The following is a 14277-nucleotide window of genomic DNA, read 5'->3' as shown; positions in this document are numbered from 1 at the left end:
TTCATGGCTAAGGAAAAAATCGTGCTTGCCTATTCCGGCGGGCTGGACACTTCGGTCATTTTGAAATGGCTAAAAGAAACTTACGATGCGGAAATCATCGCTTTTACGGCGGATATCGGGCAAAAGGAAGAGCTGGACGGTCTGGAAGAAAAAGCGCTGAAAACCGGCGCATCCAAAATCTATATCGACGACCTCCAGGACGAGTTCGCCAAAGATTTCATCTTCCCGATGTTCCAGGCGGGCGCTCTGTATGAAGGGCAGTACCTGCTCGGCACGAGCATCGCGCGCCCGCTGATCGCCAAGCGCATGGTCGAGATCGCCCGCGCGGAAGGCGCTACGGCGATTGCCCACGGCGCAACCGGCAAAGGCAACGACCAGGTGCGCTTCGAGCTTACGGCTGCGGCGCTTGCGCCTGAGCTTGCCGTGATCGCCCCTTGGCGCCTCGAAGAATTCCGCGAGCAGTTCCCGGGCCGTGCGGAAATGATCGCTTATGCCGAGAAGCACGGCATTCCGGTTACCGCTTCGGCGGCAAAGCCGTACTCGACGGACCGCAACCTGCTGCACATCTCCTTCGAGAGCGGCATGCTGGAAGATCCTTGGTTCGATGCGGCTGCGGATTCCAACAAGGACATGTACGTGCTGAGCGTCGCTCCTGAGGATGCTCCGGATCAGGCTGAGTATTTGGAGCTTGATTTTGAAAAAGGCGAATGCGTAGGCTTGAACGGCGCGAAATTGTCGCCTCTGCAAGTGATGCAAGCTTTGAACGAAATCGGCGGCAAGCATGGCATTGGCCGTGTCGATATGGTAGAGAACCGCTTCGTCGGCATGAAGAGCCGCGGCGTGTATGAGACTCCGGGCGGCACGATCTTGTTCACCGCTCACCGCAAAATGGAGTCGCTGACGATGGACCGCGATGTGATGCATCTGCGCGATTCGCTGATCTCGAAGTACGCGACGCTCGTCTACAACGGTTTCTGGTTCGCACCGGAGCGTCTGGCGATCCAGGCGCTGGTGGAAGAGAGTCAGAAAAACGTAACCGGTACGGTGCGCTTGAAGCTGTACAAAGGCAATGTCATCGGAGCAGGCGTAAAAAGCCCTGTATCTTTGTACAACCCGGACATCGCCACGATGGAAGCAGACCCTTCCAAAGCCTACGACCAAGGCGACGCAGCCGGATTTATCCGCTTGAATGCGCTGCGTTTGAAAGTGTCTTCCGGCGTGCAGCAAAAGTCGACAAAATAATATCATAGAGCGCATCATATAGGCTTTCCTGTCTGCGGGCGGAAAGCCTTTGGGCTATAGCGTGCGGCGGCTCCCCGGTTAGCGGGGGGCGCTTGCAGCGGTACGGTGGCCATACGAGAGGAGAGTATTCCCTGTGTCAAAGCTTTGGGGTGGACGTTTTACGAAACAAACCGACCAATTGGTCGAAGAATATACGGCTTCCATTACATTCGATAAAGAGCTGGCCGAAGAAGACATTCAAGGCAGCCTTGCGCATGTGACTATGCTGGGCAAGTGCGGCATTTTGCCTGCCGACGATGTGGAGAAAATCAAGGACGGACTTCACGCGGTACAGGGCATGATCCGCCGCGGCGAATTGGAATATACGGTTCAGAACGAAGATATTCACATGAATATCGAAAAGACGCTGATCGACCTGATCGGCCCGGTCGGCGGTAAGCTGCACACCGGCCGCAGCCGCAACGACCAGGTGGCGACCGACATGCATCTCTACCTGCGCAAGCGCGTGGTCGAGTTCGTCGGCCTGCTGATCAAGCTGCAGGAGGCTTTGCTTGGTCAGGCGAAGAACAATCTCGATACGATTGTTCCCGGTTATACACATCTGCAGCGCGCGCAGCCGATTTTGTTTGCGCATCACATGATGGCTTACGTCAGCATGTTCCAGCGCGACCTTGAGCGCTTGCAGGACAGCTACAAGCGCATCAACACGCTGCCGCTCGGCGCCGGTGCGCTCGCCGGCACGACGTTCGCGATCGACCGCCATTTTGTAGCGGCCGAGCTCGGGTTTGACCGCGTGTACGAGAACAGCCTGGATGCGGTCAGCGACCGCGACTTCATCCTGGAATTCCTCTCGCACGCGTCGATGATCATGATGCACCTTTCACGCCTCTGCGAGGAAATGGTGCTCTGGTCCAGCACCGAGTTCGCGTTTGTCGAACTCGACGATGCTTTCTGCACCGGCAGCTCGATCATGCCGCAGAAAAAAAATCCGGACGTCGCCGAACTCGTCCGCGGCAAAACCGGCCGCGTCTACGGCAACCTGTTCGGTCTGATGACCGTGCTCAAGGCGCTGCCGCTGGCTTACAACAAAGACATGCAGGAAGACAAAGAGGGCATGTTCGATACGGTTCGCACGCTGCAAGGTGCGCTGCAGCTGTTCGCACCGATGGTGTCCACGATGAAGGTGAACAAAGAGCGGATGCGGCAAGCGGTGAACCAGGACTTTTCCAATGCGACCGATATCGCGGATTACCTCGTGAACAAAGGGCTTCCGTTCCGTCAGGCACATGAAGTCATCGGCAAAACGGTGCTCTACTGCATCCAGAACAAAAAGTATTTGCTGGATATGAGCATCGAAGAATTCAAAAGCTTCTCCAGCCTGTTCGAAGCTGACATTTATAAGGTGCTTCAGCCTGAACAGGTTGTGAACGCCCGCAACGTCTTTGGCGGAACGGCCAGCAACCAGGTATCCGCCGCCATCGGCCGCGCGGAAGAAGTGCTGAAGCAGTCGAATGAGTGGTTCCAGATGTATTTGGAAAAAAGCAGATAAGCTGCCGATCCGATCCGGCACAAAAAAGGGCATCCCAAAAATAAATTGATGATTAAATTGATGATTTTTCATGCCCTGCTATGCCTTGAAAAAAGGACCTCAATTCCCCGCTTGGTAGTGGGATTTGAGGTCCTTTTGCTTGATTTTGGGCTGTTCCCGTGGTTGCGAGCACTTATGGGACAGCCCTGTTTTGTTTTTGCCGCTAAAGAAGGCGCGATAGCGGCCCGGCCAGGTGGTAGCTGGCAGGTGGTAGCTGACAGGTGGCAGCGCAGGCGGTCCGAAAAACCTGCGAAAGTGCAGGTTTTTTCGATAAAAGTGGCTCGTTCCGGCGAAAAGCCTGCAATTGTACAGGAATTTTGGCTGAAAGTGGCTCTGAGCTCGTGTATGAGCTGAAAAACCTGCATTTTTGCAGGAATGTTTCGCTGCTAGTGTAACAACGTGCAAAAACCTGCACTTTTGCAGGTTTTTGTACGCAGCACCGCCAGTGAGCGCCTTTTTCCGTCTAGTATTTTTCGACCTTGATCGATCCGGTACTAGTTTGCGCAAGCACTTTTTTATTGCCGTCGCCAATCGTGCCCGTTATGGCGTTGCGATTGTTCTCCGATACGTCGACTCCCGGCACATCCAAGGTGACTTTGCCGACATCCGAAGAGAGGTCGAACTTGACGGAGGGCGGAACGGAGCCTAATTGAAGTTTGACAGATCCGGTATCCGTTCTAATATTAACGTTATCCCCGACTTCCCTCAGCTTTGTTTCAATACTCCCCGTGTTCGTCCGCAACCGCACGTTCCCTTGACCGTCGCCTACCGTAATCCGGCCCGTGTCGCTTCTCAGTTCGAGATCGTTGCCTTCGAACCGGTCGAGAGCTATGGCGCCGGTGTCGGATTTGACGACCAGTTGTTCGGCTTTGACATTTTTTAGCTGAATGGCGCCGGTATTCGATTTCACATTAATGGATTTGAACATTTTGTCGGGAATCATGACTTCCGTTTTTAGGCGGTTTTCGTGATTGGCAATCAAATTTTTTAATTCGTCGATATCAATGCCGATGTGAAACTTGTTCTTCTTATGGCATACGTTGACTGTCCAGGTGCTGGAATCTTCCGTCGCGTCAATGGCGCAGTCTTTGGCAAGAGTTTCGCTGGCGGTTCCGACCAACCGTACTTTAATCTCATCGGTATTTGAAGGAATAAAGGTGACGCCCCCATAGACGGTGTTGATGTTAAGAGCATCGATGCCGGCGGCGTTGATTTTCTGATCGACATCGACATTTATGATGCCGGAGTTGAAATCGGTCTCCTTGAACGCGATCGCCGTCCCCGTCAAGCCAACGGCCAGGCAGACAAAGCCGAGCAGCATAAAAAATTTCATTCCAAGCTTCATGACTATGCCCCCTTGATCAGCTTCGCGTTGAATTGGATGTATTTCCAGGTAATTTTGAAAAACCATTTGAACAGCCAGGTGGCAGAGGTGGTCAGGATGATTCCGAGGCCGAAGCAGGCGAGCATTGCGAATATAATCAGCTTAAGATCCTGCCCGGGATTTTCCCACATGCTGCCGATAACGCCTATGACCGGTGCTATAGTTAAAGCGAACCCGCCGACGAACAAGGCGATGAGGGCGGCGAATAATCCGAACCAGGGGCCGACGACAACGAGCAGATTAAAAAAACCGAGCGTAATGCTGACGATAATGGGTTTAACGCTCGATTCGGGTTTGACCGGGTATGGATAAGGATAAGGCGGCATATTCGCAAAGGAATGAGCCGCGTGGGGGTTGGCGTAATAGTTTGTGTCCGGGATCGGCTCGTGCCGCGGTTGCGGCTGAGGCTGGGGCGGTTCAGGCTTGGAAAAAGAAGCCGTCCGATTCGCATCCGGAGCCGCCGGTTTCGTTTTTTCCTGAGGGGTTTCACGCACCGCTTCCCAGTTGGGCACCCGGGGGTATCCCAGGGATTGTGCGACCTCGTCCTCGTGCTTCCCGTTCGCGATAGCTTTTTGAAATAGCTCTTCATATACCGATAATATATTATTACGTTCCTTTTCAGGAAGTCCGCGCAGTCTGTAGTTTAATTCTTTAAAATAATCCGCTTTGCTCATCGCTTCTTGCCTCCTTCATTGCTCCTATGTACCTAAGAATAAAAGAAAAAAGTCATAATGACCTAGTATCTAGAGTCATATGACCTGTCACTACTTCTATAAAGTAAGCGAGCCTGAAAGGAGGAAAAACCTAGCGAAAAGCGGGTCCCTTGATGCCGTCTTCAACGATCGGCTGCTGACCTGGAGCGGTGTAATTTCCGTCGTCCGGTTTGAAATCGCCGCTGTTGGAAGCAACGAGGGTCGGCACGGGCGAATATTGATCTTTGGAGATCAGCTCTTGGCTGACAAGCTGGCCGTCCTGGCGTTTGTAGCGGTACGTTTCCACGATATATCCGACTTTCCCCGTGCTGATCGGTTGGGTTGTGCCGCGGAGAAGGGCCGGGTTGTGCACATATTTTACCGGCGGCAAAATCGTCTTCACTATGCGGGACTCAATGTCATAGATGGTGGAGGCAGACATGCTTCCAAAAAGCTTGACGGTCACGTCGCGGTCGGACGCAATGGTGCGAATGAGCAAATAAGCGCCGGTATTGTTGCGGAATTTGAAATTAATATAGCCATTGGCGAAAGTGGCATCCTGGCCGAGCGGCACGTAGCTGACAGGCAGCGAATGGTTGCGCCTCTCGACGATTTCCAGACCCGTCCGCAGTACGGCGTTGTACAAAGTCGAGGACACTTGGCAAATGCCGCCGCCGATGCCGGGAACCAGCTTGCCGTTCAAAATGACCGGCGCTTCTTTGTAGCCGAAGCGGGCTTCGGTTTGGGCGATAATTTTACTGTAATCGAACGTATCGCCGGGCGCGAGAAGCAGATCGTGGATCGTTGCCGCCGTCGAGCGGATATTATAAATGCGCCCTTCTCCCGATGAGGGGAAGGAAGTAGTGAATTCGCTGATTTTGCGTTCGATTCCTTGTTTTTTCAGGGAATCGACGGTGACGGAGGATTGTTCCGTATAGAGCGGTATGGCAACTTTTAGCGGCGGCATTCCGCTTTGCAGCGTGCCGATCGGCGGAATCCGCGCTTCAAGCTCTTTCCGCAGCGTAATCGTATCGAATCGGGGCACGCCGCGTTCACTTTCATATTGGATCGTGTCATCGGCATTCACGATGCGGCGGGCCGCGGCAGGCTTACGGCCATACAGCTCTTTCCAGGCTTGTTTCACCGCGGCATTCAGCTTGTTCGGGTCGATGGAAGCCTGCAGCGGTAATTGGGCTTTGGCTAACGACCATCTGGCGGCAATGCGGTCGGCGAGCGAACCTTGAAACAAGCGCTGCATCGCGGTATCCAGCTGCTCTCTATGAACGACCAGTCCCAAATCTTCAAGCGACAGGTCTTTAGCGGCGATATTGGGATGCGCAGATTCCAGATGCACTTTGAGGGAAGAAAGCAGCTTCAACTGCTGATTCAACTGCTGCTGAAAAGCGGTATAGCGCATGCCGCCCGCCTTCCAGCCCGCAACCTGCAAATGAGCGGGCAACTGCTGTCCGGTTCCGTATTTGTACAGAGCTCCGCCTGCGACGCCGGCCAATAGGACGATGATGATCGATGCGGCGAGCCAATATTTGCGGGCAGGCGATGGGCGCAGCAAATTCGATGGCATGGAACAGCGTCTCCTTTGCACTCGGATAAAAGAAGTCAAGCAAACCAATGCCTGTACTACCATATGTATCGTCGGCAAAAGGATTTTAGTACTTCCGGTCGTCGGGCCTTCGACGGTGGCGTGCCTGGCAATAGAAAGACCATGCCGTTCTACGGTTGCAGAAGGGCATGGTCTTGTTTTACACATTCTGGGTTCGGGAGGGATGGTTTAGAGTAAAGTTTGAGCTCGAACGCGTTGGAGAAGCTGGGCCGTGCCGCAAAACAGTGCCTTTCGCCTGTATCTACCGATTTCCGCCCATTTTCAGCCCGTTTTCCACCCAAGTTCCGTTTGTTTTCCTCCCGATTTCCGCCTGTCTTCCGCTCAAGTTCCACCGAGTCCACCAAGTCCGCCGAGTCTACCCGTCTTTCGCGGCAAAGCCTGCAAAACTAGCAAAACCTGCAAAAGTGCAGGAATTTTCGTTGGAACCGGCACGTTTAGGGGAAAAGCCTGCGATTGTGCAGGAATTTCTGATCGTGAGAGGCCAAAACCCAAGTTTTAGCTATAAAACCTGCACATTTGCAGGAATTGTTCGGAGGCAAGCATATCAACAGCAAAAGCCTGCACTTTTGCAGGCTTTTTGCTAAATCGCCAAGTAGATGCATGAGTTGAAACGGTTGGGTTTCGCGATAGTCCCATTTTGCAGAATTTCCGCTAATTGGCCAAGCCCCTGCGCAGGGGCGCCCTTAACGAGCTGGCGGTGCAAGAAAGCTTTGTCTTTCTATCTAGCGGGTTGGCCGCCAATTAGCCTGGCATTATTTTCGCACAGATCACTTGCTTGATGGCAGCTTGACTGGGATTGGAACGGCGCTGTTTTTAAAGCTGGCGTCTCCGAGTTGTCCTGCCTGATTTTGTCCCCATGCCCACAGCTTGCCGTCTTTGGTCACGGCTACCGCATGGTCATAGCCCAATGCCACGGAGGTGACATTCTTTAGGTCCTCGATATTTCTCAGTTTATCATTCCATACAGGAGAATCCGTTCCCAAGGCACCGCCTATTATACCTACGGTTCCGTCTTTTTTCACTACCACGGTTGTATAGAAACCTGTATAAATTGAAGCGGCGTCTTTCAAGCTTTCAATGAGGACGGGGCGGGTAACCTCGTCAACTTTCGGAATTCCGAGCGATCCTAATCTGTTCGATCCCCAGCCCCACACGGAGCCGTCTTTCTTCGTCGCAAAGTAGTGTCCCGATTGGCCGTGCGATAAGGCTACAACGTTGCTCAATCCCTCAATTTGATGTGCTTTATAGTCGGTGTTTGCTGCGAGTTCGGAATACGCGAACCATTCCCATACCGTTCCGTCTTCTTTCAGAATAATCACGTTGCCGTGGCCACCGGTCGTAATCTCCTTGGCCTTCTCGATATTGGTGAGTTTCACGGGCGTGGTCGAGTAAGGCTCAGGGAGCCGAGTCCAAACTTTGCCGTCCTCATCCAGGGCGGCAGCCAGGCCGTTCATAGCAGAAATTTTCGTAATATGAGATAGTTCCTTGATCTGTTTAGGAGCAGGGAATTCCGAGATTTTCTTGGCTTCGTTGTACTTGCGGCCCCAATCCCAAACCGTCCCGTCCTTCTTCAAGATCAAATCGCCGTTTCCGTATTGGGCAGCTATGGATTGGACGTTGTCCAGGCCTTGCATAAGCTCCGGCTTATTGTCCCGTAACTTGACTGGGTCCGAGCCGCCGCCGTCGGCTACGCCGCCCCAATACCAGACCTTGCCGTCGTCACTGTAGGCGACGCTGTGGTAATCCGATGCCGTAACGGCAATCGTCGGAGCCTTTTTGTCCGAGTCCGAACTCGGCGCAGCAAGCGCCTGAACCCCGGCTGTTAGCGACAAAGCGGCGACGAGCAGCATCGTGCGGCAAGTGCGGCCCACGATGGCCGTTTGCAAGTTGAATTTCATACATTTCACTCCTTGAATAGGGTATGTTAATATTTTCCTTAAGAATAGACGCAAGTTTATTGTATAAAGTTTCATATTATCCTTAATTTTCAATTGGTCATACGCAATCAAGCTCACCTGTACATGTATTTCCCAAAAGAAAAAACCATGTCGCTCTACAGTTGCAGAAGCACATGGCCTTGTTTCAACAGTTGTTATTTGGTTCCGGTAAACGTAATGCCTTTGATGAAAAATTTGTTGCCGAATGCATACACGAGCAAAGCCGGCAAGGTAAAGACCATCGACGCGGCCATAATATAGTTCCAGTACGAAATGTACTGGCCTTTGAACGTGTTCATGCCCAGAGGAAGCGTGAACATGGCGCGTTCGGACATGAAGAGCAGCGGCTTAAGGAATTCGTTCCACGATCCCATAAAAGTGAAGATCGCCATTGCCGCCAGCGGCGGTCCGGCGAGCGGGAGCGCTACCCGGAAAAACATGCCGAGACGCGACATGCCGTCCATTTCGGAAGCTTCCTCCAACTCTTTGGGAAAACTGATGAAAAACTGCCGCATCATGAAAATGTAGGTTGCTTGCACGGCCGCGGGAATAATCAGCGCCTGGAAGCTGTTCAGCCAGCCGATATCTTTAATGATCAGGTATTGCGGAATCAGCGTAACCTTATCCGGTACCATCAGAATGCTCAATATGAAGAAGAAAATAAGCTTGCTGCCGGGAAAATCAAATCTTGCCAGGGCGTACCCGGCCATAGAGTTTAGCAGCAGGTTCAGCAGAGTAACGGACAAACCGACAAATACGCTATTGATAAACCAGCGGGGGAACATTTGCTCGTTGGTAAATATATATTTGTAGTTATCGAGCGTAAAATGCTTGGGAATAAACGACAATCCGGTTGTGGAAATTTCCGCGAGCGTTTTGAACGAAGCGGAGAGCGCCCACAAGAACGGAACTACGGTAACGACCGCATAGAAGAACAGCATGAGATAAGTCAACGCGCGCACAATCATGCGGGTTTTGGATGCCGCCATTTTCGGGACTCTCCTTTCCTAGTTCAATTTTTCCTCGCCGAACAGTTTGCGTTGAATCAAGGTAACGACCATAATGGCGCAGGCCAGCATAAAAGCCAAAGCGGAGGCGTAGCCCATATCCAGGTTTTTGAAAGCATATTGGTAAATCAGCAGTACGAGGGTCAGCGTCGAGTTGTCGGGCCCCCCGGAGCCGTTGGATAAAATATAAGCCTGGTCGAACAATTGGAATGTGCCGATCAGCCCCATCGTCACGACGAAAAAGGTAACCGGCTTCAGCATGGGCACGGTAATGGAGATGAACTTGCGCCACGTTCCGGCGCCGTCCAGCCCTGCGGCCTCGTACAGCGTATCGGGAATATCCTGCAGCGCTGCCAGGTAAATAACCATAAATTGCGGCGCCGTGGAAAAAATATTCATAATCATAATGCCTTTGAGGGCGACGCTCGGATCCCCCAGCCAGTTATAGCTGTCCATGCCAAGCATATTGAGGATATCGTTGAGCAGTCCGTCGGATTTGTAGATCCACATGAAGATGAGTGTCAGTACCGCGGATGAAGTAACGGTCGGCATAAAATAGACGACCCGGAAAAAATTGCGGAACCGTATTTTGGAATTCAGCACGGAGGCCATCAGCATGGCGACAATCGTTTGCACGGGCACGACATACAGCACGTATTCGACGGTATTGCGCAGCCCGATCCAGGCGCGTTCGTCATCCGCGATGCGGGTGAAATTGCGCAGGCCGATAAATTTGTAGTTGACGCCGCCGAGCAGTTCTACCTTATGGAGAGAAAGAAAGACCGCGTATAAAATCGGCAGCAAAAAGAAGGCGCCAAGCACAATAAGCGAAGGCGATACGAACAAATATCCGGATATGACGTCCCGCCATTTGCGGCGGTTCCAGCGGTTTTTCATTGGATTGCTCCCCCTTTCCTCAAAAATGCCGTAAAAGAGGAAGCTTCTCCTCTTTTACGGTCGTTACTAACGTCTATCCGGTTATTTGCTTGCGGCGATCTCTTTGTTGGCTGTTTCTTGCGCCTTTTTGAGCGCCTCTTCCAGAGATACTTTGCCCTGGTAGGCGGAGATGAATTGGTTGTTGAAGTTGTTCATAATTGTCGGCAGCGTTTCTTTGGCTTGCCATGGAATCGAGTAGGAGTTTCCGGCTACGAGCGCAGCGCGCAGCGGATCTTTGTCAAAACCAAGCTCTTTGGACACGGATTTGCGGGATGGCAGCGCCAGACCTTTGCTGGTCCACGTTTTCATGCCTTCTTTGCCGGTCAGGTAGGAGATCAGCTCCCATGCTTCCTGTTTATGCTTGGAATTTTTGTTCATGACGTAAGCAACGGTGTAGGCCATCGTTGATTTTTTGCCAAGGACGGTCGGAACTTCCGCCGTGCCGAAATCAAGATCCTTGAATGTGTTTTGCAGGTAAGGAATCGCCCAGTTGCCTTCGATCACCATCGAAGCTTTGTGCTGGCCGAACATTTCGCCGCCCCAGCCTGCGCCGAGATCTTTCGGCTCGCCTGCGGATTTGTCCTTCAGGTGCATGTCAACGACCGGCTGCAGCCCCTTCAACGCTTCAGGGGACGAGAAAGCCGCGTTGCCGTTGTCGTCGGACACTTTGCCGCCGGCCGCTTGAATCATGAACATTTGACGGGCCAGCTCGGGAGCCGTACCGAATCCGTAACGGGATACTTTGCCGCCGTCAGCCTGCGTCAGTTTTTTGGCGGCGTCCTGGAGCTCTTCCCAAGTAGTCGGAACTTTGGTGATGCCGGCGTCCGCAAAATCTTTTTTGTTATAAAATAACGCCAGAGTGGACGTATCTTTCGGGAAGCCGTAGCTTTTGCCGTCCTTGCCTTTAAAGGCGTTGACCAGCGGTTCTTCGAAATCGGCGACGTCAAATTCAGGCTTCACGTAGCTGTCGAGCGGTTCGAGCACGTTTTTGGCAATCAGGCCCGGCGCTTCGAAAGCGTCAAGGAAGAACACGTCGGCTCCTTCGCCGCCCACCAGACGCGTCTTGATTACGTCCATGTATTGGTCCGCGATGACGTCGAATTTGACCGTGATGTTTGGATGTTTGGTTTGAAAATCTTTCAGCACCTGCTGGAACAGAGCTGTTTCTTCAGGACTGGAGCCCCAGCCGTTCAACGTAATCGTAACGGGTTCCGAAGATTTGGATTGGCCGCCCGCCGTAGCCGCAGGAGCGGATGGGGCAGGGGACGCACTGTTCTGGCTGCTGCCGCAGCCGGAAATGACGATCATCGAAGATAACGCAACGAGTGAAATGCCAGTAAGCCATTTTTTCATAGATAATGCCTCCCTTTTTTTTCCACATAAGAATGTTTAAGTTCTTTAGCGCTAAAGCGCGTAGAACAGCATTCTTATTGGCGAATAAACCTACCTCTGAACGCGGTCGCTCATCTTCGAAAAGGCCTCGATAGAGGTTTATCTCACCTATCTCTAAGCGTCTATACGTTTATGAATGAAGCACTTGAAGACCGGTCGTATTATGGAGCACGTCGACTGCAATCTTGTGCGATTGCGGGTCAAGCTGAACGTGCAGGCTCAATTTGCCCTGCGCTAACGTCATGTGGTGGACTTTCAGCTCGGTCATTCCCGCCGGAAGCACCGGATTCAAGCGGATCGTGCCGCCCAGCGCGTCAGGCTCGATCCCCAGCATCGTTTGCAGGAATATCAGCGGCGTGCCTGCCGCCCAAGCTTGCGGCGAGCAAGCTACCGGATACGGCACAGGTTCCCCGACGGATTCGTCGTATCCGCAGAAAAGCTCAGGCAGCCTGTCGTATTCGAAGCTTTCCGCCGCCTTCATCAAGCCTTCGATGACCTGCAGCGTCTCTTCCTTGTAGCCGCAGCGACTCATGCCTAGCAGCACGAGCGAGTTGTCGTGCGGCCAAATGCTGCCGTCGTGGTAACTCATCGGGTTGTACCCCGACGATTCCGTGCTCATCGTGCGGATTCCGTACCCGCTGAACATATCCGCGGCAACGAGTCTGCGCACTACGGATTTGGCCCGGTCAGGCTGCAGCATGCCGGACATCAGAACGTGGCCCGGGTTGGTCGTCACGGACTGCACCTGCTGCTTGTCGGCATCCAGCGCGATCGCGTAGAAGCCTTCGTCCTCCATCCAGAAGCTGTCCTCGAACTTCTGTCTCAGCTCTTCCGCGGAACGCTCCAGCTCGCCGGCCAACTGCTCTTTGCCCAGCTTGTGGAGGATCGGGGCGAGCTTCGTTTTTGCATGATACACGTAGCCTTGCACTTCTGCCAGCGCGATTGGCGCTTTGGCATAATCGCCGTTCTTGTGCACGACCGAGTCGCCGGAATCTTTCCAGCCCTGGTTGGCGATGCCTTTGGACGATTTTTGATAGTATTCCACAAATCGGTCTCCGTCCGCATCTCCGAACAGATCAATCCACTTGAGCGCGTTTTCAATGTTCGGCATCAACTGCTCGATCAGCGCCGTATCCCCGGTCCAGTCGACGTATTCGGCGGCCAGTAGAAGGAATAGAGGCGTCGCGTCAATCGTACCGTAATATGGCGTAAAAGGAACCTGATTCGTCAGCGCCAACTCGCCGTAACGAATTTCGTGCATGATTTTGCCCGGCTCTTCATCGCGCCATACGTCTTCTTTGGTGCCTTGATATGCGGCCAGCGTGAGCAGCGTGCCTTTGGCCACGTTCGGCTCTGCCGGCAGCATTTGCAGGGCGGCTATCAGACTGTCGCGGCCGAACGGCACCGAATACCACGGCAGCCCGGCTACCGGGAATCGCCCATAGCCGAGATCGGTGAGCAGCACCCGCAGGTCTTGAAGTCCGCGGTTGTACAGGCGGTTGAACAGCGGGTGATCGCTCTCCACGGAAGCGGTATTGTCGTCCCACTCCTTGTAGGAAGCTTGCAGCTGCTCGATCGCTTGCCCGGCCGGAACTTGCTTCGGTCCTTCGCCGTCAATGAAAGGAGCGATGAAGAAAGTGACGGACTGGCGCTCTTTGGGAGCCAGCTCAAAGCTGTAAGCGATGGTGCCGTCTTCGCCGATCGACGTTTCCGCGCGATCCCAGAGGATGTGCGTCTGACGGGTTACGCCGTCGGAGCCTTTGTATCCTTTGATCAGCTTCCCTTGCTCGCGAACATCCGGGAGCGTGTCCCCGAACGTGCCGTTCTGAAAGCCGCGAACGACGAACATGTCGGCGAAGTCGCTTTCGAAACGGGCGGTAAAGTCGAACGCCACAGGTTTCGGATAAAAGTTGGTAAATGATACGGTTTCGTAAAGCGCTCCTTCATAAATGAATCGTTGTCTTTCCAGTTCTACGGATTCTCTCCAAAGAATCAACTGCCCATCCGATTCCATATGAGGGTTTGTCAAGCGAATGGCAGCGATATAATTCGTTCCTGCGGATGAACTGAGCAGAATCGGCTTTTTGCCGTTGATCCGGATTTCGAAGCCGCTCAGGAAGCGGGTATCCTTCGTATACAGACCGTGACCTGCTTCATTGCCAGCGGGAATATCGCCGGTTTTATCGGTCATCAGAAAGAGATCGTTCTCTTTAATGACGCGGTAATCCATTCGGGCCACCTCTTTTCTCTGTGTTTTCTTGATGCATCCATGTGCATTCTAATTACCGAAACGTTTCGGATAAATTTGAAAAGAAGGGGAAAAGTGAAAGAAGTGGAATTAATCCGTATCATTTCCTTTTTCCCGCTTAATGATTCAACCGTTGTAGCGACTAAAATATTTCCGAAACGTTTTGGTAATCTCTATTTTTGATTATACATAACGATCTATTCGTTGACAATCCCCTAAAAACACTTTTT

Annotated in this window: 11 protein-coding genes; 3 read left to right on the top strand and 8 right to left on the bottom strand. The window is 52.8% G+C overall.

The genetic code is table 11. From position 1 onward, the window contains the following. The first annotated feature begins 3 nt into the window (after positions 1-3). Positions 4-1242, top strand: coding sequence for an argininosuccinate synthase (locus AC0LWT_RS26580; RefSeq protein ID WP_474684303.1), 1239 nt, complete (start codon positions 4-6; stop codon positions 1240-1242). A 133-nt stretch (positions 1243-1375) separates the two neighbouring features. Further along, positions 1376-2791: an argininosuccinate lyase gene (gene argH / locus AC0LWT_RS26575; protein WP_474684302.1), complete on the top strand. Its 1416-nt coding sequence runs from the start codon at positions 1376-1378 to the stop codon at positions 2789-2791. A gap of 502 nt (positions 2792-3293) precedes the next feature. Here argH and AC0LWT_RS26570 read toward each other — a convergent pair. The 3 genes from AC0LWT_RS26570 to AC0LWT_RS26560 all read right to left on the bottom strand — a co-directional run bounded on the left by AC0LWT_RS26570 (position 3294) and on the right by AC0LWT_RS26560 (position 6488). Continuing rightward, a complete protein-coding gene (locus AC0LWT_RS26570; protein WP_474684301.1) occupies positions 3294-4175 on the bottom strand; it encodes a DUF4097 family beta strand repeat-containing protein in 882 nt (293 codons plus the stop codon). A 2-nt stretch (positions 4176-4177) separates the two neighbouring features. Beyond that, a complete protein-coding gene (locus AC0LWT_RS26565) occupies positions 4178-4888 on the bottom strand; it encodes an HAAS signaling domain-containing protein (RefSeq protein WP_474684300.1) in 711 nt (236 codons plus the stop codon). A gap of 130 nt (positions 4889-5018) precedes the next feature. Beyond that, positions 5019-6488, bottom strand: a complete 1470-nt coding sequence (locus AC0LWT_RS26560; protein WP_474684299.1) for a VanW family protein — start codon at positions 6486-6488, stop codon at positions 5019-5021. 173 nt (positions 6489-6661) lie between these two features. Between AC0LWT_RS26560 and AC0LWT_RS26555 the strand changes: the two genes are divergently transcribed. Then, positions 6662-7111 carry a hypothetical protein gene (locus tag AC0LWT_RS26555; RefSeq protein ID WP_474684298.1) on the top strand — a complete coding sequence of 150 codons (450 nt, stop codon included), beginning with the start codon at positions 6662-6664 and terminating at the stop codon, positions 7109-7111. Positions 7112-7294: 183 nt separating this feature from the next. Here the strand turns inward: AC0LWT_RS26555 and AC0LWT_RS26550 are convergent, their stop codons facing one another. From AC0LWT_RS26550 to AC0LWT_RS26530, 5 genes are all read right to left on the bottom strand, one after another. Continuing rightward, on the bottom strand, positions 7295-8425 hold the full coding sequence (locus AC0LWT_RS26550; RefSeq protein WP_474684297.1) for an RCC1 domain-containing protein: 1131 nt from the start codon (positions 8423-8425) through the stop codon (positions 7295-7297). A 194-nt stretch (positions 8426-8619) separates the two neighbouring features. Then, on the bottom strand, positions 8620-9453 hold the full coding sequence (locus tag AC0LWT_RS26545; protein ID WP_474684296.1) for a carbohydrate ABC transporter permease: 834 nt from the start codon (positions 9451-9453) through the stop codon (positions 8620-8622). A gap of 18 nt (positions 9454-9471) precedes the next feature. Next, positions 9472-10368: a carbohydrate ABC transporter permease gene (locus tag AC0LWT_RS26540; RefSeq protein ID WP_474684295.1), complete on the bottom strand. Its 897-nt coding sequence runs from the start codon at positions 10366-10368 to the stop codon at positions 9472-9474. An 81-nt stretch (positions 10369-10449) separates the two neighbouring features. Further along, positions 10450-11760 carry an ABC transporter substrate-binding protein gene (locus AC0LWT_RS26535; RefSeq protein ID WP_474684294.1) on the bottom strand — a complete coding sequence of 437 codons (1311 nt, stop codon included), beginning with the start codon at positions 11758-11760 and terminating at the stop codon, positions 10450-10452. 169 nt (positions 11761-11929) lie between these two features. After that, a complete protein-coding gene (locus tag AC0LWT_RS26530; RefSeq protein ID WP_474684293.1) occupies positions 11930-14029 on the bottom strand; it encodes an amylo-alpha-1,6-glucosidase in 2100 nt (699 codons plus the stop codon). Between the last annotated feature and the right edge of the window lie 248 nt (positions 14030-14277).

The sequence above is a fragment of the Paenibacillus sp. sgz302164 genome (assembly GCF_056120505.1).
This window is presented reverse-complemented; position numbering and strand designations above follow the sequence as displayed.